The following is a 22,372-nucleotide window of genomic DNA, read 5'->3' on the forward strand; positions in this document are numbered from 1 at the left end:
TCCAGCCAGTGACGCGCTCCCTAGAAGCTCACCAATGTCGACATCTGGCAATCTTTAGCCGCTTGCATGAATGCGCCCATCTAAAATATAGATAAATTAAGAATCAAATCTATTAAAGATGGGAAGAGCCGCTATATGACTGAGATTAATGAGATAATTGGCCAAAAACGTGGCGTTGATTCACCAGGCGAACAAAATGAGTCGCTCAATCTTGCTAGAATTATCTATAATTTACCCTTCATCCAGCTGATCTTCCGCGCGCAGGAAATCCATCGACAGCATTTTGACCCCGATGCCATTCAGATGAGCAGGCTGCTTTCCATCAAGACGGGCGGCTGTGCGGAGGATTGCGGCTATTGCAGCCAGTCGGCGCATTATCCGACCGGGCTGAAAGCCTCCAAGCTGATGGAAGTCGAGCGCGTACTGGCGGAAGCGCGCAAGGCACAGGAAGGCGGCGCGACGCGCTATTGCATGGGTGCGGCATGGCGCAGCCCCAAGGAGCGCGACATGGACATGCTTGTCGCCATGGTCGAAGGCGTCAAGGCGATGGGCATGGAAACCTGCATGACGCTTGGCATGTTGACGCCGGAACAATCGGCACGCCTTTCCGACGCCGGGCTCGATTACTACAACCACAATATCGACACGTCGGAGCGGTTTTACCCTGAAATCATCACCACCCGGACTTTCGAAGACCGGCTGGAAACACTGGCGAATGTCCGCGAGGCAGGCATCAAGGTCTGTGCGGGCGGCATTCTCGGCATGGGCGAAACCGTCGATGACCGCATTTCGATGCTGGTCACACTGGCCAGCCTTCCGACACCGCCCGAGAGCGTGCCGATCAACATGCTGATCCCCATCCCCGGATCGCGCCTTGCCAATGCCGCGCCCATCGACCCGTTCGATTTCATCCGCACCATCGCGCTGGCCCGCATTCTGATGCCAACCTCCTATGTGCGGCTTTCCGCCGGGCGCACCGATATGAGCGATGAAACGCAAGCACTATGCTTCTTAGCCGGGGCCAATTCGATCTTTGTCGGCGACACGCTGCTGACCGCCGACAATCCCGGCGAGGATCACGACAGCGCGCTCTTCCGGCGGCTCGGTCTCAAGCCGATGACACTGGAGCAGATGCGTTGAGCATTCCCGCACTCGCCCGTTATCAGGCAACGCTTGAGGGTCTTGAGCGGAAATCGCGCCTGCGCACCCTTTCCCCGCAAAAGGGCGTCGATTTCACCTCGAACGATTATCTGGGCCTCGCCAATTCACCACGCCTCAAGGCCGCAATCGCTGCGGCTCTCTACCGGGGCGTCCCGGCGGGTGCTGGCGGATCGCGGCTGTTGCGCGGCAATCACGTCGAGCATGAAGCGCTCGAAAGTGAAGCAGCCGCCTTTTTCGGCACAGAAAAAGTGCTCTATTTCGGCACTGGTTTTGCTGCCAATACGGCGCTTTTCGCGACCCTGCCGCAACGCGGGGATCTGATCGTTTGCGACGCGCTGATCCATGCCAGCGCCCATGAAGGGATTTCATCCAGCAAGGCAGACGCGGTCTTCGTGCAACACAATGATGTCGATGCTTTCGACACGGCAATCAATGGCTGGCGACGCAAGGGCGGCAAGGGCCATCCGTGGATTGCCGTTGAAAGCCTTTATTCCATGGACGGCGATTTAGGCCCCATCGCAGAGCTGGCCGCACTGTCGACCCGCCACGACGGATTTCTGGTCATCGATGAAGCCCACGCCACGGGCATTTATGGCTCGCAAGGACGTGGACTGGCGGCAGACCTCGAAAATCGCGACAATGTGCTGGTGTTGCATACGTGTGGCAAGGCTTTGGGCTTGTCCGGCGCATTGCTGCAATTGCCCGCCATACTCGGCGATTATCTGGTCAACCGTGCCCGCAACTTCATCTATTCGACCGCGCCATCGCCCTTGATGGCAGCGGGCGTGCGCGAGGCCCTGCGGATGATCGCAGACGAGCCAAAGCGTCGTCAGCAATTGCAGACGCTGACCGGCCATGCTGGATCGCTGGTCGTTTCGCTTCTGGGTCTCACACCCAGTGGTTCGCAAATCATGCCGATCCTGATCGGCGATAATTTCCGCGCCATGCGCATCGCCGAGGCCATGCGCGCCGATGGTTTCGATATCAGGGCGATCCGCCCTCCGACCGTGCCGGAAGGGACCGCCCGGCTCAGACTATCCATCACGCTCAATGCCAATGAAAGCCAGATCACCGAGATGTTCGAACGGCTTTCCATCGCAATCGGGAAAGACAGACCATGACAACGCGCCTCGTCGTCTCCGGCACAGATACCGGCATCGGGAAAACGGTCTTTTCAGCCGCACTCACCGCCGCCCTCGACGGCTATTACTGGAAGCCGGTGCAATCCGGCCTTGATGCGGAGACGGACAGTGAAGCGGTAGCAAAGCTCGTCGGCCTGCCCCAAAGCCGCATTTTACCGGAAGCTTACCGGCTTTCCGCACCGCTTTCGCCTCATCAATCGGCAGCGCTGGACAGCGCGGCAATCTCCGCCGACGCACTCACTGTCCCCGCAACCGACGGACCGCTGGTCATCGAAGGCGCTGGCGGCTTGCTGGTGCCGCTTTCGGACGATCTGGTTTTTGCCGATATATTCGCGCAGTGGAAAATCCCTGTCATTGTCTGCGCCCGCACCAATCTCGGCACGATCAATCACACGCTCTTGTCGGTCGAAGCGCTGAAGCATCGCCGGACGCCAATATGCGGCATTGCCTTTATCGGCGATGAGAATCCCGAAACCCAGCGCATCGTCGCCAAAATGAGCGGTGTGCGCATTCTCGGTCGCCTGCCATTGTTGCCGTCACTTTCCGAAGGCGTATTGATGCATGCCTTCGAAGAAAATTTCGATCTCGGCAGCTTCGTGGAGGTGTGGGCATGAAGCGGCAGACCGTCTGGCACCCCTTCACCCAGCACGCGCTGGAACCGGAGATGCAGCGCATCGTTTCGACGGAGGGCGCTTATCTGATCGACGAGAGCGGCAAGCGCATTCTTGATGCAATCTCCTCCTGGTGGGTCATCACCCATGGTCACCGACACCCTTTAATCATGCAGGCAATCCGCGACGCCACGGAAAGCTTCGACCAGATCATCTTTGCCGAATATTCCCATGCGCCTTCCGAACAGCTGGCGGAAGGGCTGATTGAAATCGCACCGCCCGGCCTGCAGCACGTCTTTTATTCGGACAGCGGTTCGACCGCGGTGGAAGTGGCGCTGAAAATGGCGCTCGGCTATTTTCACAATACCGGGCAAAAGCGCGACCGTATCGTCGTGATGGAACACAGCTATCACGGCGATACCATCGGCACCATGTCCACTGGAGAGCGCGGCGTGTTCAATGCCGCCTATGAACCCTTGCTGTTTGGCGTTGACCGGCTGCCCTTTCCCGAAAAAGGCAATGAACAGCGCACACTCGATATGTTCGAGGAGTATTGCAGGTCAGGTCACGTAGCGGCCTTGCTGATCGAGCCACTTGTTCTCGGTGCGGGCGGCATGAAAACCTATCGCCCAGCGCTCCTGACAGAACTGAAACAGATCGCCAAACGTTTCGAATGCCTGCTGATCGCCGACGAGGTCATGACCGGCTGGGGACGAACCGGAACCGTCTTTGCCTGTGAACAGGCGCGCATCACGCCGGATATCCTATGCGTTTCCAAAGGGCTGACAGGCGGGGCGTTGCCGCTCGCGGCAACACTTTGCACCCCGGCGATCTTCGATGCGCATCTGTCGACCGACCGACGCAAGACCTTCTTTCACTCAAGCTCCTATACCGCCAATCCGATTGCCTGCGCCGCCGCTGTCGCCAATCTCGAAGTCTGGCAGCAGGAGCCGGTCTTGAGCCGCATTCGCTCCATCGAGGAGTTTCACGAACACAATCTGACGCGATTTGCAGGCGACCGGCGCTTTGCCAGCATCCGGCAGGCGGGAACGATTGCCGCGCTTGATATTGCCGTACCTTCCGGCGGCTATCTTGCAGAAATCGGCCAACAGATGCGCAAATTGTTTCGCGAGCGGAACTTGCTGATCCGCCCGCTTGGTAATGTGATCTATCTGATGCCGCCCTATTGTGTAACCAGCGAGGAGTTGACCGCCCTCTACGACGCGATTGACGATGTGGCATCCATCGTGACGGGGCGGGCACTATGAGCTCGTGCCGCTCCTCCCGCATGGTGGGGTTTGGTCATGCAGTGCCAAAACGCCGCGTGGAAAACGGTGAGATCGAACAGCAACTCGGTCTGGAACCGGGCTGGATCGAACGCCGCACGGGTATCCGCACGCGCTATTGGGCAGGCGATGGCGAGACATTGAGCAGGCTTGCAGCCATGGCTGGAGACATGGCGCTCAACAATGCCGCCATCGCCCGCGAAGACGTCGCGCTGACTTTGCTTGCCACCTCCACCCCGGATCATCTGCTGCCGCCGTCAGCGCCGCTGCTGGCGCAAAAGCTCGGCCTTGCACGATCCGGCGCCATCGATCTGGCGGGGGCGTGTGCGGGCTTTCTCTATGCGCTGACGCTGGCCGATGGCTTTGTGCGCAGCCATAAGCGGCCTGTCCTTGTGGTCGCCGCCAATATTTTGAGCCGCCGCATCAATCCCGCTGAACGCGCAAGCGCCGTCCTCTTCGCCGATGCGGCCGGAGCCGTTGTACTGGTGCCGGATGAAGACCCGCAACGCGGCATCCTCTCGGCTGATCTGTCTTCCGACGGAAGCGGTTATGACCTGATTTCGATTCCGTCCGGCGGCAGCAACCAGCCATTTTCTCCCGATTTGCCGCCAGAGCAATTTCTGATGACGATGAGCGATGGTCGCGAGGTGTTTTCCCGCGCGGTCGATCTTATGACCGTCGCCTCCAAAAATGCGCTTGCGAAAGCCGGAATCGAATCGGCACACATTGATCGCTTCATCCCGCATCAGGCCAATGCGCGCATGTTCGATGCTGTGGCACATAATCTGGGAATCGATCCGGCTAAAACGGTCCGGACAATCGCAACCTTTGGCAATTCCTCCGCTGCGACAGTTCCGCTATCGCTGTCGATTGTCAATGAAAGCAAAGCTTTTGCAGATGGCGAAACCATCCTGCTAACCGCCGCAGGTGCCGGAATGATGGGCGGCGCAGCAGTCTATCGCGCTTGATTCCACACCGCGTTCTCTCCCACGCGTCAGGTCGAATGGCAGTTAATTGTTAGCCTTCAACATATTTGACTTTACAGTAAAGTGAAAATATCTTCTGTGATATCAGTCTCTTGACGAACGCACGGGGCGTGGGAGGGCCTGAGAAACATGGATAGAAAATTGAATGTGAGTACCGAAACGGTTCTCAACGCCACGAGAAAGATGCTGTCCCAACACGGTTCTGCCGTCAGTCTGGAACTCGTGGCCGCCGAGGCCGGACTGACGCGCCAGACCCTTTATAACCGGTTTGGCAGTAAGCAAACCCTTCTCCGCGCTGCTTTCGACGATCTGCGCCAGCAGATTCATGCTCGTCTTGACAATGCTCCATGGGACGCTGAACCCGAAGTTCTGCTCCCGGTGATCGCGCGTATTGTAGCGGATAGTTTTCTGGATCTGGCAATGGCCAAGTTGCTGCGCGCAATGATTCAGGCCGTCGAGGACATTCCTGAGATCAGCGTCAGTCTGCGATCGGATCAAACCGGCCAGGTCCTGAAAAAAATGATCGAATATCTGGAGGCAAAAACCAGGACCGGCGAGTTTCATGTAAAGGACCCGGAAACGCAGGTTATGCTTTTTCTGGGCAGTATCAGCGGGTTTCTGTTTCCCCGTCTGCTGCTTGGCACGGTTGATCCCGACGAACAGGTCAATCAAAAACTGATCGACGCATCGATCGCCAGCTTTCTGAGAATCTGGCGAAATGCTGAATAAGGCCTTTTCCAATCGCCAGAATGCCCTAGAATAGAGGCTTCCTCCCAGCCTAACAAAGAGGCCTCTCCCATGAAAATATCCATTCTTGCCGTTTGCAGTGCCTTGCTGATCAGTGTTGCATCGGTTTCCACACCAGTATTTGCCCAGCAAACGCGGGACATTGCCAAAGAAGAAGCCAATCGCAAACTCGTTCTTGAATTTTACGATGGTGTCTTCAATAAGCATGAAGTGGAAAAATACTCCGAAGTACTTGCTGAAAACTATATCCAGCACAATCCGGGCGTACCCGACGGTAAAGCGCCTTTCGTGAAATTTTTCACGCAGCGCTTCAAGGACAATCCCAAGGCCACCGCACGCATTGTGCGCAGCGCCACGGATGGCGATCTTGTCTTCCTGCATCTCCAGTCGAAAATGAATGAAGAGGATCGCGGTCGCGCCATCGTGGATATTTTTCGCGTCGATAACGGCAAGATCGTCGAACATTGGGACGTAATCCAGGCGGTGCCGGAAACGTCCAAGAATAACAATACGATGTTCTGAGCCATTCACTCAGAATTTTACCGGAAGCCAGCCCACCCGGCTGGCTTCTTCGTTTTTACGGCATTGCCCGATAAAAACTGTTCTCGTTGCCCGCTTCCCGCTTGTTTCCACCGACAAGCGATCCTACGATACCCAAAACTCACCGGCCGACTGCACCTTTCCCCGACAGATCAGCAGCAGACAACAGCGTATCCACGCTCGCCGGTGCCATGGGTTACCGTCGCAAGACAAACGAATTAAGGACGAGAGAAATGACCGACAAGCAGGCCTCGAAGGCAATGTGGACCTATTACAAGGGCGAATGGCGCGAAGGCGACGTGCGCATTCTGGGTGCGGCCTCGCACGCGACCTGGCTCGGTTCTGCTGTATTCGACGGGGCGCGCCTGTTCGAAGGTGTTACGCCGGACCTCGACCTGCATTCCGCACGCGCCAATGATTCCGCGCGCGCGCTCGGTCTGTCGCCGACGCTTTCGGCCAATGACATCGAAGCATTGGCGCTGGAAGGCCTGAAGAAATTCGCCCCCGGCACGGATGTCTATATCCGCCCCATGTATTGGGCCGAGGAGGGTGACAGCAGCACGGTTGCGCCACTTGCCTCTTCCACCGATTTCGCCTTGTGCCTTGAAGCCATTCCGATGGTTGAGCCGAAGGGCTTCACCATCACCACGACCTCGTTTCGTCGTCCTTTTCTGGAAGTAATGCCGGTCAATGCCAAGGCGGCCTGCCTCTATCCGAACAATGGCCGTATGCTGCTCGAAGCCAAGGCCAAGGGCTTTCATAACGCAATCGTGACCGATGTGTTGGGTAACGTCGCAGAGACGGCGACCTCCAATATCTTCCTGGTTCGCGGCGGTGAAGTCTTCACCCCGGTGCCAAACGGCACCTTCCTCAACGGCATCACGCGCCAGCGCGTCATCAAGCTGTTGCGCGCCGCAGGCGTGACGGTGCATGAAACCACGCTGAAGATCGAAGATTTCCGTCAGGCGGATGAAATTTTCTCAACCGGCAATATGAGCAAGGTTGTGCCGATCATCGGCTTTGACGACTGCAAGCTCGATTACGGTGCCGTGACCAAGCGCGCCCGCAGCCTCTATTGGGAATGGGCGCACGCCTGATTTTCCGTCACGAAATTCCATTCTCCTGACCCTTCGGGCCATCCTGCCCGGAGCCTATCCCCGACAGCGGCGGCCGCATGATCGAACATACCCCCCTTTATCTGGCAATCGCTGTCACTGCGGCCTTTCTGGTCGGCATGTCGAAAGGCGGCCTGCCCTCGGTCGGTACGCTTGCCGTTCCGCTGATGGCGCTTGTCATCTCGCCTGTGACAGCCGCCGCCTTGCTGCTGCCGATCTATGTCATCAGCGACATGTTCGGGCTTTATCTCTACCGACATCACTATTCAGCGCGCAATCTCGCCATCCTTACGCCAGCGGCCATCGTTGGTGTCGGTGTGGGCTGGGTGTTCAGCTCGCACCTCTCCGCCACTTTCATTGGCATGCTGGTCGGGCTGGTCGGCATCCTGTTTTGCCTCAATGCCTGGATCGGCGCCCGCTATCGCAGAAAAGCCCGCAAGGCCGATGTTCCGGGCGGCGTCTTCTGGGGCATTCTCACCGGCCTCACCAGTTTCGTGTCGCATTCCGGCGCGCCGCCCTTTCAGATGTATGTGCTGCCGCAGCATCTGGAAAAGCTTGTTTTCGCGGGCACATCGACGATCCTCTTCGCCATCGTCAACGCCGTGAAGCTGGTGCCATACTGGCAGTTGCAGCAGTTTTCCAATCTCGACCTGTCGATGGGCCTCTGGCTGATACCGTCGGCAGTCATCGGCACTTTTGCCGGCGCCAAACTGACGCGGCTTCTTCCTGACGGTCCCTTCTTCCTGCTGGTACAACTGACGCTGTTCGGCCTTTCCATCAAGCTGATCGCCGATTGGGTCATGCCGTATTTCTTTGGTTGAGAGGCTTTCGCCGGTTCTTGCCAGATGCTTCCGCTTCCGCCACCATGCGCACAAAATGCGGGGAGGATGTGGGAATGGCTGATGCGGATGCGATCATTATCGGTGCGGGGCTGGCGGGCCTTACCGCAGCGAGCGAGCTGACCAGCGCGGGCAAAAAAGTCATCCTGCTCGAACAGGAAGGCGAGAATTCCATCGGCGGTCAGGCTTTCTGGTCGCTGGGCGGCCTGTTCATGATCGACACGCCGGAACAACGCCGTCTCGGCATCAAGGACAGTTTCGATCTTGCCGCGCAGGACTGGTTCGGCTCGGCGCAGTTTGACAGGCCGGAAGACCTATGGCCCCGGAAGTGGGCCGAAGCCTATCTGCAATTTGCAACCGGAGAAATGCGCCCATGGCTACATAGCCTTGGCATGCGCTGGTTTCCCGTTGTCGGCTGGGCCGAACGTGGCGGCGCTGAGGCCCATGGGCATGGCAATTCCGTGCCGCGTTTTCACGTCACTTGGGGAACCGGGCCGGGTGTGGTGGCCCCTTTCGAACAGCGGCTGCGGACGGCAATGGCGAAAGGACTGGTGACTCTGAAATGCCGTCACCGCGTCAATGAAATCACCACCGAAAACGGACGCGTCACCGGCGTTTTCGGAGAAGTGCTGGCCCCTTCCACCGTTGAGCGCGGGCAACCATCATCCCGCGAGATCATTGGGGAATTCGCCTTTGGCGCTGACAGCGTTATCGTAACATCCGGTGGCATTGGCGGCGATCCAGAACGCGTGCGCCGGGCATGGCCGCGCGAAAGGCTCGGCAATCCGCCGAAGGAAATGGTGCTTGGTGTTCCAGCCCATGTGGACGGACGCGGCATCGATATGGCTGTCAATGCAGGCGGGCACGTCATCAATGCCGACCGCATGTGGCATTACACCGAAGGTCTCCGCAACTGGAACCCGATCTGGCCCAATCATGGCATCCGCATTCTGCCCGGTCCTTCCTCCATGTGGTTCGACGCGCGCGGCAACCGGCTACCGGCTCCCTATCTGCCCGGCTTCGATACGCTCGGCACGCTCAAACATATTCTCTCCACCGGATATGATTATTCCTGGTTCATTCTGACTGAGAAGATCATCCGCAAGGAGTTTTCACTATCCGGCTCCGAACAGAACCCGGACCTGACCGGCAAAAGCTGGAAGCTGCTGCTGAAAAGTCGCCTCGGCAAAGCGCCACCGCCGCCCGTGAAGGCCTTTATCGACAAAGGTGCGGATTTCATCACCGCCAAGACGATTGAAGAACTGGTCGCGGCCATGAACACTTTGAGCGGCGATAAACTGCTCGATGTGCGGCGCATTCGCGACCAGATCGAAGCGCGGGATCTTGAAGTGGTCAACCGCTACACGAAAGATGCGCAAATCATGGCGATCCATAATGCCCGCGCCTATATCGGCGACCGGCTGACGCGGGCCGTGCCGTTGCATGCATTGCTCGACCCTGCCAACGGCCCGCTGATTGCCGTCAAACTGCATATCCTGACCCGCAAGACGCTGGGTGGCCTGCACACCAACCTACAATCGGCAGTTCTGGGCGAGGACGGCGAACCGGTTCCCGGCCTTTATGCAGCAGGCGAAGCCGCCGGTTTTGGCGGTGGCGGCTATCACGGCTATAACGCGCTGGAAGGCACATTCTTGGGCGGCTGTATATTCTCCGGGCGGGCGGCAGGCCGGGCAGTCGCTTCGATCTGAAGCGTGAGCACCATTCCGTAACAATTCGATTTTACGTGATTTTTTCTGGATCGTCAGCCGGACAGCTGCCGTCCACTATTCCATTTTCTATATGAGATTTTTATATCGCGGCCCGTTTCCCTGTCTCGAAACCCTATGCCGTAACGTCACATAATCCCTGCCTGGCGAAAGCCTTCACCAACAGGGAGCCCCGCAAGGGGACGACATTATGGACATCGCCGTCCTGGCAATCGGCATCGGCTTTTTCGGTCTGCTCTTTGGTTATCTGCGCGTCTGCGAAAAGCTTTGAGGGCGTGACATGCTGATCGAATATATCGCTGGCGCTTTGGTCGCCATCTTCATCGCGATCTACCTTCTTTATGCGCTCATTCGCCCAGAGCGGTTCTGAGGAGCGGTTCTGAGCTGCAGCCCAATGGGGCTTGGGAAAAACCATGACAATCAATGGATGGATAGAGATCCTCGTTTTTTGCGGGATCATCATTCTGCTCGTAAAGCCGCTTGGCTTCTATTTAACGCGCGTCTTCAACGGCGAACGAACGTTCCTTTCGCCAATTCTCGTTCCGGTCGAACGCGGGCTCTACCGCCTTGCAGGCACTGGCGAACGCGAGGAACAGCACTGGACGAGCTATACCGCCGCCATGCTGCTGTTCAACTTGACCGGGTTCGTTCTGCTTTATGCCATGCAGCGGTTTCAGGGTGCATTGCCCTTCAACCCCATGGGCATGAGCAATGTGCCCGCTGACCTCGCCTTCAACACCGCCGCCAGTTTCGTGACAAACACCAACTGGCAGAACTATGGCGGCGAAAGCACCATGTCCTATCTGACGCAGATGGCCGGATTGACGGTGCAGAACTTCGTCTCGGCTGCAACGGGTGTGGCGATCGCGATAGCGCTTATCCGCGCTTTCTCTCGCAAATCCATGAAAACGCTTGGTAACTTCTGGGTCGATCTCACGCGCTGCACGCTTTATATCCTGCTGCCAATTTGCATCGTGATGACGCTTGCCTTCGTCGCATTGGGCGTTCCGCAAACGCTTGGCGCCTATGCGCAGGCCACGACGCTTGAAGGCGCGCGGCAGGTCATCGCGCTTGGGCCGGTTGCATCGCAGCTGGCGATCAAGATGCTGGGCACCAATGGCGGTGGTTTCTTCAACGCCAATTCCGCGCATCCGTTTGAAAATCCGGACGCCATTTCGAACATGATCCAGATGGTTGCGATCTTCGCCATCGGCGCATCGCTGACCAATGTCTTTGGCCGCATGGTCGGCAATGAAAAGCAGGGCTGGGCCATTTTCGCGGCCATGGGCGTGTTGTTCGTTGCAGGCGTTGCCATTTGTTACTGGGCAGAAGCTGCCGGCAACCCGCTGATCCACGCACTCGGCATCGACGGTGCCAATATGGAAGGCAAAGAAACCCGTTTCGGTATCGCCATGACCGCCCTTTTCGCCGTGGTCACGACTGCCGCATCCTGTGGCGCGGTGATCGCCATGCATGACAGCATGATGGCGCTCGGCGGCATGATCCCGATGATCAATATGATGCTCGGCGAAATCATCATCGGCGGTGTCGGCGCAGGTTTTTACGGCATTATCCTGTTCGTTGTGGTGGCGATTTTCGTGGCTGGCCTGATGGTCGGTCGCACGCCGGAATATCTGGGCAAGAAGATCGAGGCCAGGGAAGTCAAAATGGCGATGCTGGCCGTGCTGTGCCTGCCGCTGTCGATCCTCGGCTTTACCGCAATCGCTGCCGTCATTCCGGCTGGCCTTGGCTCCATCGCCAATCCGGGACCGCACGGCTTTTCGGAAATCCTCTATGCCTATACGTCCGGCACGGCCAATAACGGCTCGGCTTTCGGCGGGCTTTCCGGCAATACGCCCTGGTACAATATCACCATCGGGCTTGCGATGCTGATGGGGCGCTTTCTCGTCATTGTTCCCGCCATGGCCATTGCCGGATCGCTGGTCGCCAAGAAAATCGCTCCGCAATCGGCCGGCACCTTCCCGACCCATGGTCCATTGTTCGTGGGCTTGCTGATCGGCGTCATTCTGGTTGTCGGCGGGCTGATCTTCTTCCCCGCGCTGGCGCTCGGCCCCGTCGCCGAACACCTCGCTCTGATCCAGGGAAAGACCTTGTGATGCTGAAACCATCGAACTGCATTCTGTCGATCCTTGCCGTGATGCTCATCCTGTTTCTCGCCATCCGGCTGATCTGAGCGTCCGCTTCGCAAAACATCCACTGGAGCCTCGTTATGAGCCAGTCCAAATCTGCGAGCATTCTCGATGCCCGTATTCTTATCCCGGCGGTCGGCGATGCCTTCCGCAAACTGAACCCGAAAAGCCTCGCCCGAAACCCGGTCATGTTCGTCGTGGCCGTCGTTTCGGCGCTCACCACGGTACTGCTTGCAAAGGACATTGCCACAGGCGGCGGCAATGTCGGCTTTTCTGCCCAGATCGTGCTGTGGCTCTGGTTTACAGTGCTGTTCGCCAATTTTGCCGAAGCCGTTGCCGAAGGGCGCGGCAAGGCGCAGGCGGAATCATTGCGCCGCACCCGCACTGAAACCCAGGCCAAGCTTCTGAGCGGCGACAGCAAGACCGATTACAAGACCGTGGCCGGAACAAGCCTCAAGGTCGGCGATATCGTTCTCGTTGAAGCAGGTGACATCATCCCCTCCGATGGCGAAGTGATCGAGGGTGTCGCCTCGGTTAACGAAGCCGCCATCACCGGCGAATCCGCACCGGTCATCCGCGAATCCGGCGGCGACCGTTCCGCCGTCACCGGCGGTACGCAGGTCCTCTCCGACTGGATCAGGGTGCGCATCACGGCAGCGCAGGGCTCGACCTTCATCGACAAAATGATCAGCCTTGTGGAAGGTGCTGAACGCCAGAAAACGCCGAACGAAATCGCGCTCAACATCCTGCTTGCAGGCATGACGCTGATCTTCGTTCTGGCCGTGGTGACAATTCCAAGCTTCGCGACCTATGCGGGCGGCTATATCCCCGTCATCGTGCTGGTTGCCCTGTTCGTTACGCTGATCCCGACCACCATCGGTGCGCTGCTGTCAGCTATCGGCATTGCAGGCATGGACCGTCTGGTGCGCTTCAATGTGCTGGCCATGTCGGGCCGTGCGGTGGAGGCGGCAGGCGATGTAGACACATTGCTTCTGGACAAGACCGGCACGATCACGCTTGGCAATCGTCAGGCAACAGCCTTCATGCCCATCACCGACGTAAGCGAACAGGAACTGGCCGACGCAGCACAACTCGCCTCCCTTGCCGATGAAACGCCGGAAGGTCGTTCCATCGTGGTTCTGGCCAAGGAAAAATACGCCATTCGCGGTCGCAATATGCAAAGCCTGCATGCGACTTTTGTGCCCTTTACGGCGCAGAGCCGCATGAGCGGCGTTGATATTGACGGTTCGTCCATTCGCAAGGGTGCCGTGGATGCCGTGCTGAAAAACGCGACTTCGGATGCAAAAACCGTTCACGAACTGCAAGCCATCGCCGACACCATTGCCAAGGGTGGCGGCACGCCGCTTGCCGTGATCAAGGATGACAAGCTGCTCGGCGTTATCCATCTGAAGGATATCGTCAAGGGCGGCATTCGTGAGCGTTTTTCCGAATTGCGGCGCATGGGCATCCGCACGGTGATGATCACCGGTGACAATCCCATGACGGCAGCAGCAATTGCTGCGGAAGCGGGCGTGGATGATTTTCTGGCGCAGGCAACGCCGGAGAACAAGCTGGCGCTTATCCGCGAGGAACAGGCCAAGGGCAAACTGGTCGCCATGTGTGGTGATGGCACCAACGATGCGCCAGCGCTTGCGCAGGCCGATGTGGGTGTCGCCATGAACACTGGTACGGTTGCCGCCCGCGAAGCGGGCAATATGGTCGATCTCGACAGCGATCCGACCAAGCTCATCGAGATTGTTGAAATCGGCAAGCAGCTTCTGATGACGCGCGGCGCGCTCACGACTTTCTCCATCGCCAACGATATCGCGAAATATTTCGCGATCATTCCGGCCATGTTTCTGGCTTTTTATCCGCAGCTTGGCGCGCTGAACATCATGAACCTCGCCACGCCGCAAAGCGCTATTCTCTCGGCCATCATCTTCAACGCCCTCATCATCGTGGCGCTGATCCCGCTGTCGTTGAAAGGCGTGAAGTATAAGGCCGTTGGCGCAGGCGCCCTGCTCTCCCGCAACCTGCTCATCTACGGTCTCGGCGGAGTCATCGTTCCGTTCATCGGCATCAAGGCCATCGACATGGCCCTCATTGCCCTTGGCCTTGCATAAGGATTTTCACCCATGTTGAAGCAACTTCGCCCTGCACTGGTCATGATCGTCGCACTCACCGTGATTACCGGGTTTATCTATCCGCTCGGCATGACAGGCCTTGCGCAGGCAATCTTTCCGCAACAGGCCAATGGCAGCCTGATCGAGAAGGATGGAACGGTCATCGGCTCTGAACTGATCGGCCAGAATTTTGCCAGTGACCGTTATTTCCACGGTCGCCCATCTGCCGCAGGCAAGGATGGCTACGATGCATCCAGTTCCGGCGGCTCCAATCTCGGCCCGACCAATCCCGCCTTGGTCGAGCGGATCAAGAGCGAGGCGGAATCGTTAAAACAGTCAGCGCCTGCCGCCTCGATCCCTATCGATCTCGTGACCACTTCGGCCAGCGGTCTCGACCCGCATATTTCGCCGGAAGCAGCCTTTTATCAGATACCGCGTGTCGCCAAGGCGCGGGGTATCAGCGAAGCCACGCTGCGCGGCATTGTGGAGCAGCAGGTGGAAGACCGAAAACTCGGCTTTCTCGGCGAAGCTGTGGTCAATGTCCTGAAACTCAATCTAGTTCTGGACAGAACCGCAGCAAAATGAGGTAGATTGCGGGTGGCGCTCATGTCGCCGCCCGCTTCGCAGGAGCATTATCATTGATGTCGGACGACATTCGCGCTGACAACACACGGCCCTCTCCCGATGCCCTGCTCGAACAGGCGGAGCGCGAAACGCGTGGCCGCCTGAAGATATTTCTGGGCGCAGCACCCGGTGTCGGCAAAACCTATGAAATGCTGATGTCCGGCAGGGCGCGCAAGGCCGATGGCGTTGATATCGTTATCGGCGTTGTCGAAACCCATGGCCGCCGCGACACCGAAGCACTGGTCGATGGGCTGGAAATCATTCCGCGCGCCCGCGTCGCCTATCATGGCCATGAACTGGAAGAGATGGACATTGACGCCGTGCTGGCGCGCCGTCCGCAGCTGGTTCTGGTGGATGAACTCGCCCACAGCAATGCGCCCGGAAGCCGACACCCCAAGCGCTATCAGGATGTGGAGGAAATCCTCGCGCAAGGGATAGACGTCTATACCACGCTCAACATTCAACACGTCGAAAGCCTGAATGATGTGGTGGCGCAGATCACGCGCATTCGCGTTCGTGAGACCGTGCCGGACAGCATTATCGACCGCGCCGACGATATAGAGCTGATCGACCTGACGCCGGGCGACCTCATCAAACGGCTCAATGAAGGCAAGGTCTATCTTCCAAAGACCGCGAAGCGCGCAATTCGCAACTATTTCTCGCCCGGCAATCTGACGGCGCTCCGCGAGCTGGCACTGCGGCGCACTGCGCAGCGGGTGGACGAACAGCTTCTCACCCATATGCGCGCCCATGCTATTGAGGGTCCGTGGGCTGCCGGCGACCGTATTCTTGTTGCCGTGGATGAAAGACCGCGTAGCGCGTCTCTCGTGCGCTATGCGCGCCGTCTTGCCGACCGGCTGCGCGCGCCATGGGCGGTCATTTACATTGAAACACCCCGCTCGGCCACCATGTCGGAGGATGAAAAAGACCGGCTGTCGGCAACCATGCGCCTTGCCGAACAGTTGGGCGGCGAACCGATCATCATTCCCGGCCAGTCGGTGGCCGAAGACATTATCCGCTATGCCAGCACGCATAATTTCACGCAGGTTGTCGTCGGCAAATCGGCCAAGCCGCGCTGGCGTGAAATCATCGAAGGTTCGGTCGGGCACGATCTGATCCGCCGGGCAGGCGCCATCGATGTTCACATCACCGCTGGCATTGATCAGGAGGCGGCAAATGCTGCCCGCAAGGTCAAGACCGCCGCGCCAACCGCGAGCCTGCAACTCCTGCCCTATGTGATTGGCATGGCGGTCATCACGGCGGCGCTCGCCGTCGGGCTGCTGCTCGACCAGTTTCTCGACGTGCGCAGCATAGCGCTGGTCTTCGTGGTCGGCGTTCTCGGCGTTGCAGTAACGCTTGGCCTGTGGCCAGCGCTGTTTGTGTCCGTCATCAGCGCTTTCGCCTATAATTTCTTCTTTCTCCTGCCGCTTTACACCCTGTCCATTGCGGACCCGGAAAGCGTGGTCGCCCTCGTCTTCTTCCTGCTCGTCAGTTTCGTGGCCAGCAATCTGGCAAGCCGCGTGCAGCGTCAGGCGGCATCGGCGCGCCAGCGCGCGCGCATGACGGAGGATCTCTATCTTTTCAGCAAAAAGCTCGCGGGCACCGGTTCGCTGGACGATGTCCTTTGGGCAACGGCGTTCCAGATCGCGTCCATGCTGAAGGTGCGAGCCGTCATCCTGCTGCCGGAACGCGAAAGCATCGCGGTGCGCGCCGGATATCCGCCGGACGACACGCTCGACGATGCCGATATCGCCGCTGCCCATTGGGCATGGGAGCACAATCTGCCCGCAGGACGTGGTGCGGATACGCTGCCCGGCGCGCGCCGCCTTTACTTGCCACTGCGCACGGCGCGAACCTCGGTCGGCGTTATCGGTCTCGACAATGACCGGCAGGGACCGATACTCACGCCAGAGCAGCAGAGACTGTTCGAAGCGCTGGCCGATCAGGCCGCCATCGCCATCGAGCGCGTGCAACTGGTGGAGGATGTCGAGCGGGCGAAGCTTGCTGCGGAAACCGACAAGTTGCGCTCCGCACTTCTCACTTCGATTTCGCACGACCTCAAGACCCCGCTCGCGGCCATCATGGGTGCGGCCACCACATTGCGTGAATATCACGGCTCTTTGCCCGCTGAAGATCAGGCCGATCTTTATCAGACCATCGTGGATCAGTCGGAACGTCTCAACCGCTTCATCGCCAATCTTCTGGACATGACCCGGATTGAAGCAGGCGCGATGGAGCCGAACCTTTCCCCGCATTATATCGGCGATATTGTCGGCGCTGCCCTGCACCGCGCCGCCAAAATTCTTGTGCGCCATGCGGTGCGCGTATCAGTACCCGCCGATCTGCCGATGCTGCGGCTGGATGCGGTGCTGTTTGAACAGGTTCTGTTCAATCTTCTCGACAATGCCGCGAAATATGCGCCGGACGCCTCTGAAATTACCATCGAAGCCCATATCAGCGGCACGCGGCTTATTCTGGAAATTGCCGATCAGGGGCCGGGCATCCCCGCCGACGACACGGAACGGATTTTCGACAGCTTCTATCGCGTTCGCAAGGGTGATCACGTACAAGCGGGTACAGGCCTTGGCCTTTCTATCGCGCGCGGTTTTGTCGAAGCGATGGGCGGCACCTTATCCGCCCGCAATCGCGGCCACAGCAGTGCGGGCGCGGTCTTCGTCATATCCCTGCCGCTTCCATCCGGCGACGCTGAAACGGAAACAACGCAATGAATATGCAAAGCGTCAAAGTGCTGATCGTCGATGACGAACCGCCGATCCGCAAACTTCTGCGCGTCGGGCTGACCACCGAGGGTTACACGACCGTTGAAGCCGCCAATGCTACCGAAGCGATCGAAAAGATTGAGGCAGAAAGTCCAGACCTGGTACTGCTCGACCTCGGCCTGCCGGATATGGACGGGCACCGGCTCCTGCTGCAATGGCGACAGGAAGGGCGCAGCCTGCCCATCCTCATTCTTTCGAGCCGCACCGACGAAGTGGGCATTGTGAAAGCTCTCGAACTCGGCGCCGACGATTATGTGACCAAGCCCTTCGGTATGCGCGAACTTGCGGCACGCATGCGCGTTGCGCTCCGCCACAAGCTGCAACAGCAAGGCGAAAAGCCGATTTTCCAGAGCGGTGGTCTTTCGGTCGATCTGGTGCGGCGCATCGTCAGGGTCGATGGCAACGACATCAAGCTTTCGCCCAAAGAATACGATATTCTGCGCCTTCTGGTGCAGCATGCGGGCAAGGTTTTGACGCATCAATTTATTCTGAATTACGTCTGGGGTCCGGCGGCAGACGTGCAATATTTGCGCATCTATGTGCGCCAGCTTCGTCACAAGATCGAAGCCCTGCCCGACCAGCCGCAATATATTCTCACCGAAACCGGTGTTGGCTATCGCCTGCGTGAAGCGGACGCCCTATAATCAGAAAGACGCTGAGAAAACCGGTAACGGAGGTATTCGATGGTCGAGCTGACGAACAATCTGGAGAATCTGGAATTCATTATATCAAAGGCGCGCGAATATGACGTGCAAGTGCCTGCGGTGGACGAGGATTCCGGCTCCAATCCCGGCGACGACAGGGATGTCGATATTCTCGATGCGTCAATTGACAACCCAACCCGGAAAGAGCTTTTCGCCGCCATCCGCTCGCTGAACGAAGATCAGCGTATCGAATTGCTCGCCTTGATCTGGGTGGGGCGCGGCGATTTCTCGGCAGAGGAATGGGACGACGCGCTATCCACCGCAAGCGAACGCCATAATGGGCGCGAGGCAAAATACCTGATCGGAACACCGCTTCTGGGCGATTATATCGAGGAAGGCCTTGTGTCGCTCGGCATCGATGTCGAAGCCTACGATAATGAATAAGAAAAATTGATGGTTCCATCCGTCCTTCTGTTTTGACGCTGCCATATCCGGGCATTAGAGTTGCCCGCAAATGTAACCGGTTCGATCTGGATCCGCTTGCAGAACAACATATGGGAATTCAAAAACGACGGAGGAAAGCGCCATGCTTCAGAAGAACCTGGTTCAGAAAACGGATTTTTATATCGACGGCGCCTGGCGGGCTCCAATCGACGCCAAGAGCATCGAAGTCGTCAATCCGGCCAATGAAAAGCCCTATGCGGTGATCTCTGGCGGTTCGGCTGCCGATATCGATCTCGCGGTTGCGGCAGCGCGCAAAGCCTTCCCTGCATGGGCCGAAACGCCCGCGAAGGAGCGTATCGCCTATATCCGCCGTATTGCTGAAATCTACGATTCCCGCATGGATGAAATGGCCAAGGCCATTTCGCACGAAATGGGGGCGCCGATCACGCTTGCGCGTGAATCGCAGGCTGCCGTTGGCGTGTCGCATATCAAGGCTTTTGTCGCTGCCTTCGAGAGTTTCGAGTTCGAAGAAATTCTTTCTCCGAAATTTCCAAACCAGACCATCGTGCACGAACCGATCGGCGTTTGCGGGCTGATCACCCCGTGGAACTGGCCGATGAACCAGATTGCGCTGAAGGTCATTCCCGCGATTGCGGTTGGCTGCACGGTCGTGCTCAAGCCGTCCGAAATCGCACCGATGTCGGCGATGCTGTTTGCGGAATTCGTCGATGCAGCCGGTCTGCCGAAGGGCGTGTTCAACCTCGTCAATGGCGAAGGTCCGGTGGTCGGCGAAGCGCTGTCGCAGCACCCGGATGTGGACATGATGTCCTTCACCGGCTCGACGCGCGCAGGCACGGCGGTTTCCCGCGCCGCAGCGGCAACCGTCAAGCGCGTTTCGCTGGAACTCGGCGGCAAGTCGCCGAACATCGTCTTTGCCGATAGCGATCTGGAAAAGACCATCGAGCGCAGCCTTGCCCATTGCTTCGAGAATACCGGCCAGTCCTGCAATGCGCCGACGCGCATGCTGGTTGAGCGCTCGGTCTATGACAAGGCCGTCGAACTCGCGAAGAAGGTCACCGAAGGCACTAAGGTTGGCGATCCTGCGGAAGAAGGCGATCATATCGGGCCACTTTCCTCGTCGATTCAGTTCGAAAAGGTCCAAAAGCTGATCCAGAAAGGCATCGATGAAGGCGCACGCCTCGTTGCCGGCGGCACTGGCCGCCCGGATGGCTTCACCGAAGGCGACTTCGTCAAGCCGACCGTCTTCGCCGATGTGAACAACGACATGACCATCGCCCGCGAAGAAATCTTCGGACCAGTGCTGGCCATGATCCCGTTTGAAACGGAAGAAGAAGCTATCGCCATCGCCAACGATACGCCTTACGGTCTGGCCGCCTATATCCAGACCGGCAGCCCGGAACGCGCCAAGCGCGTTGCGCGCAAGCTTCGCGCAGGCATGATCCAGATCAACGGCACGTCCCGCGCTCCGGGCAGCCCGTTCGGCGGATACAAGCAGTCGGGCAACGGTCGCGAAGGCGGCAAATGGGGCCTCGAAGACTTCATGGAAGTGAAGCTGATCAGCGGTTGATCTCAACCAGCAGATGTTAAACATGAAAAAGCGCCGCTAAACGGCGCTTTTTTTCCTTTATAAAAGTTCACTCTCGAAATCGAGACCGTTCAGGCAACCGGCGTGGATGGGAACAGCGCCTGCAAGGCATCGTAGGATGCCAGCACGGTTTCCATCTGCGCGGTATGGCCCTTGACGAAAGCATCACCATAGACCGTTTCGTCCGGATATTCGGTGATGAGCGTCATTGGCACCGTATGTCGGTCATCGACGCCGACAAGGCACGGAAATCCGTTGATGATGCGGAAACCCGTTTCGCCTGCATGCTGCTCGAAAAGCCTGATCTGGGCGTTGTTATAAGCGACCAGCCCGTCAATCGCGGCCAGATGTTTCGTTACGCGGTCGATCAGTTCCTCTGCGTGCCTCTCCCATGAGGCATGGTGGCGGATGATCAGGAAAAAGCCTTTCGGCAGCGTCCACATGGCAAAGGAACGCGGCACATAGCCTGAGAGCGGGCGCGTCCATTCATGCGACGGATAACCATGCAGGTTGACGTGCAGTTTCGCATCCGTCAGCCTTTCAGCCTCGACACGAATGGCCTTTTCGTAGAGCCCCTCGCCGCTGCGATATTCCAGATCATCACCCAGCGCCGTATAGCGCGCCGCATGATGTATGTGGTGCGGCTGCAGTGCGCAAAGCCGCTTGTGTATCTCGTATCCATCCGGGTTTTCCTGCGGGGAGATCGTGAAATGCGCGCCTTCGCGCGTGACAAGCCGATTGGCCGCACGCAACGCGCCGACAACGCCCGTCGTTTCATTGGCATGCTGACCGGCGCTGATCATCATCGCGGCATCGCTGCCCTTGCGATAGGTCGCGCGCACCGCTCTGCCCGAACGGGTTTTTGCCTCGAACGGCTCACCGCCCAGACGGGCGAGTTCACGGCGGATCTGATCGGCGGAAAGCGGCGCTTGCGCCGTCTCCAGCACCTGTTCTGCCGTCAGCGCGTCATCGGTGGAAAGCGGTCTCGTTTCCACTCTGACCGACGGCTCGGCATCGCGAAAGCAGACTTCTGGCACAATCTGGCCCGGTTGCAACCCACGATCACCCACTGGACGACTGGACTTTTTTTGAAATACTTCAAGCAGCGAGAAATAGATATCCTCGTGCATGGCTTCGGTGAGGCTCAGCGTTTCCTCATCGTAAGGCAGGCGACGGTCGGTGATGGGCAAGCTGACCGTAATGTTCAGTTCATCGAAATAAGGTTCGCCACGCTTCCAGTCATGGGCCGCGATGGTCGAAACCGTGTCATGAAAGAGCTTTTCATAGGATGTTTCATAGCGCGCGCTTTCAGTCTTGCCGCCTTGCGTGACCGTCAGCCAGCCGGTTGGCGAGACCAGCGTTTCGCCGATGAAATCCACATGCACGCGGTTCGGGGCAAAAACCCGGTGCTTCTCGCTATGACCATCGGTAAAGGTCAGATCGACTTCATAATGAAAATCGTCTTTGTCCGAAGCTGCAAAAGCCACCTCCGCCTCCGGCAGCAGCACTGACAAAGGATAGGTTTCGAGCAGGAAACGGTTCTGCACGCAGGCTTCGTGGCGTGGATAGCGGATCGCAGCCGACTTCAGCGCCGCGCCATCGACTTCTTCCAGAAAGAAATGCAGGAGCGGCTTGTAAGCCGAGCGCAGGCGCGCCTCGACGCCTGCTTCGCGCAGCTTCGTTTCCGCTGCAAAGCGGCTCGGCTGGTCATCGAACAGCCAGGCTTCCACCTTCGCGTCGCGCATTTCCGGTTTCAGAAAATGATCGACAAGCGCATGAACGGTACGCGGATAGGTTTTCTCAAAAAGCACGCTCATCGGGAAGTCCTGCCAATGGGATCAAAGCGG

19 protein-coding genes are annotated in these 22,372 nt (G+C 58.3%); 18 read left to right on the forward strand and 1 reads right to left on the reverse strand.

Going from position 1 to position 22,372, the window contains the following annotated elements; all coding sequences use genetic code 11:
* Positions 1-135: 135 nt before the first annotated feature.
* The 18 genes from bioB to HWD97_RS11355 all read left to right on the forward strand — a co-directional run bounded on the left by bioB (position 136) and on the right by HWD97_RS11355 (position 20,507).
* On the forward strand, positions 136-1,140 hold the full coding sequence (gene bioB, locus HWD97_RS11270) for a biotin synthase BioB (RefSeq protein WP_121538255.1): 1,005 nt from the start codon (positions 136-138) through the stop codon (positions 1,138-1,140).
* On the forward strand, positions 1,137-2,282 hold the full coding sequence (locus HWD97_RS11275; RefSeq protein WP_121538253.1) for an 8-amino-7-oxononanoate synthase: 1,146 nt from the start codon (positions 1,137-1,139) through the stop codon (positions 2,280-2,282). The genes bioB and HWD97_RS11275 overlap by 4 nt, the downstream gene beginning before the upstream one ends.
* A complete protein-coding gene (gene bioD / locus HWD97_RS11280) occupies positions 2,279-2,917 on the forward strand; it encodes a dethiobiotin synthase (protein WP_121538251.1) in 639 nt (212 codons plus the stop codon). The genes HWD97_RS11275 and bioD overlap by 4 nt, the downstream gene beginning before the upstream one ends.
* A complete protein-coding gene (locus HWD97_RS11285) occupies positions 2,914-4,182 on the forward strand; it encodes an adenosylmethionine--8-amino-7-oxononanoate transaminase (RefSeq protein WP_121538249.1) in 1,269 nt (422 codons plus the stop codon). Before bioD ends, HWD97_RS11285 begins: the two co-directional genes overlap by 4 nt.
* Positions 4,179-5,168 carry a beta-ketoacyl-ACP synthase III gene (locus HWD97_RS11290; RefSeq protein ID WP_121538247.1) on the forward strand — a complete coding sequence of 330 codons (990 nt, stop codon included), beginning with the start codon at positions 4,179-4,181 and terminating at the stop codon, positions 5,166-5,168. Before HWD97_RS11285 ends, HWD97_RS11290 begins: the two co-directional genes overlap by 4 nt.
* Before the next feature lie 147 nt (positions 5,169-5,315).
* Positions 5,316-5,915, forward strand: a complete 600-nt coding sequence (locus tag HWD97_RS11295; RefSeq protein WP_109367241.1) for a TetR/AcrR family transcriptional regulator — start codon at positions 5,316-5,318, stop codon at positions 5,913-5,915.
* A 69-nt stretch (positions 5,916-5,984) separates the two neighbouring features.
* Positions 5,985-6,455, forward strand: a complete 471-nt coding sequence (locus HWD97_RS11300; RefSeq protein ID WP_109367240.1) for a nuclear transport factor 2 family protein — start codon at positions 5,985-5,987, stop codon at positions 6,453-6,455.
* A gap of 251 nt (positions 6,456-6,706) precedes the next feature.
* The gene (locus HWD97_RS11305) at positions 6,707-7,570 is read left to right on the forward strand and encodes a branched-chain amino acid aminotransferase (RefSeq protein WP_109367239.1); all 864 of its coding nucleotides are present in this window, start codon (positions 6,707-6,709) and stop codon (positions 7,568-7,570) included.
* A 77-nt stretch (positions 7,571-7,647) separates the two neighbouring features.
* Positions 7,648-8,409, forward strand: a complete 762-nt coding sequence (locus HWD97_RS11310; protein WP_109367238.1) for a sulfite exporter TauE/SafE family protein — start codon at positions 7,648-7,650, stop codon at positions 8,407-8,409.
* Between the two features lie 74 nt (positions 8,410-8,483).
* Positions 8,484-10,136, forward strand: coding sequence for an FAD-binding dehydrogenase (locus tag HWD97_RS11315; protein WP_109367237.1), 1,653 nt, complete (start codon positions 8,484-8,486; stop codon positions 10,134-10,136).
* 298 nt (positions 10,137-10,434) lie between these two features.
* Complete coding sequence (gene kdpF, locus HWD97_RS11320) at positions 10,435-10,524, forward strand: K(+)-transporting ATPase subunit F (protein WP_078336841.1); 90 nt, start codon at positions 10,435-10,437, stop codon at positions 10,522-10,524.
* A 43-nt stretch (positions 10,525-10,567) separates the two neighbouring features.
* Positions 10,568-12,271, forward strand: coding sequence for a potassium-transporting ATPase subunit KdpA (gene kdpA, locus HWD97_RS11325; RefSeq protein ID WP_371835019.1), 1,704 nt, complete (start codon positions 10,568-10,570; stop codon positions 12,269-12,271).
* A 113-nt stretch (positions 12,272-12,384) separates the two neighbouring features.
* Positions 12,385-14,427: a potassium-transporting ATPase subunit KdpB gene (kdpB, locus tag HWD97_RS11330; protein ID WP_109367235.1), complete on the forward strand. Its 2,043-nt coding sequence runs from the start codon at positions 12,385-12,387 to the stop codon at positions 14,425-14,427.
* Positions 14,428-14,439: 12 nt separating this feature from the next.
* A complete protein-coding gene (kdpC, locus tag HWD97_RS11335) occupies positions 14,440-15,012 on the forward strand; it encodes a potassium-transporting ATPase subunit KdpC (protein WP_109367234.1) in 573 nt (190 codons plus the stop codon).
* 56 nt (positions 15,013-15,068) lie between these two features.
* The gene (locus tag HWD97_RS11340; protein ID WP_109367233.1) at positions 15,069-17,780 is read left to right on the forward strand and encodes a sensor histidine kinase KdpD; all 2,712 of its coding nucleotides are present in this window, start codon (positions 15,069-15,071) and stop codon (positions 17,778-17,780) included.
* Complete coding sequence (locus HWD97_RS11345; RefSeq protein WP_109367232.1) at positions 17,777-18,475, forward strand: response regulator transcription factor; 699 nt, start codon at positions 17,777-17,779, stop codon at positions 18,473-18,475. The genes HWD97_RS11340 and HWD97_RS11345 overlap by 4 nt, the downstream gene beginning before the upstream one ends.
* Before the next feature lie 39 nt (positions 18,476-18,514).
* On the forward strand, positions 18,515-18,919 hold the full coding sequence (locus HWD97_RS11350; RefSeq protein ID WP_121538243.1) for a DUF3775 domain-containing protein: 405 nt from the start codon (positions 18,515-18,517) through the stop codon (positions 18,917-18,919).
* 142 nt (positions 18,920-19,061) lie between these two features.
* Positions 19,062-20,507 (forward strand): aldehyde dehydrogenase family protein, encoded by a 1,446-nt coding sequence (locus HWD97_RS11355; RefSeq protein ID WP_109367230.1) that lies wholly within the window; start codon positions 19,062-19,064, stop codon positions 20,505-20,507.
* Positions 20,508-20,596: 89 nt separating this feature from the next.
* Here HWD97_RS11355 and HWD97_RS11360 read toward each other — a convergent pair whose 3' ends face one another.
* Positions 20,597-22,342 carry a M14 family metallopeptidase gene (locus HWD97_RS11360; RefSeq protein ID WP_109367229.1) on the reverse strand — a complete coding sequence of 582 codons (1,746 nt, stop codon included), beginning with the start codon at positions 22,340-22,342 and terminating at the stop codon, positions 20,597-20,599.
* Positions 22,343-22,372 lie beyond the last annotated feature (30 nt).

Origin of the sequence: Ochrobactrum sp. C6C9 (assembly GCF_022627935.1) — a bacterium.
Lineage (GTDB): Bacteria > Pseudomonadota > Alphaproteobacteria > Rhizobiales > Rhizobiaceae > Brucella > Brucella teleogrylli.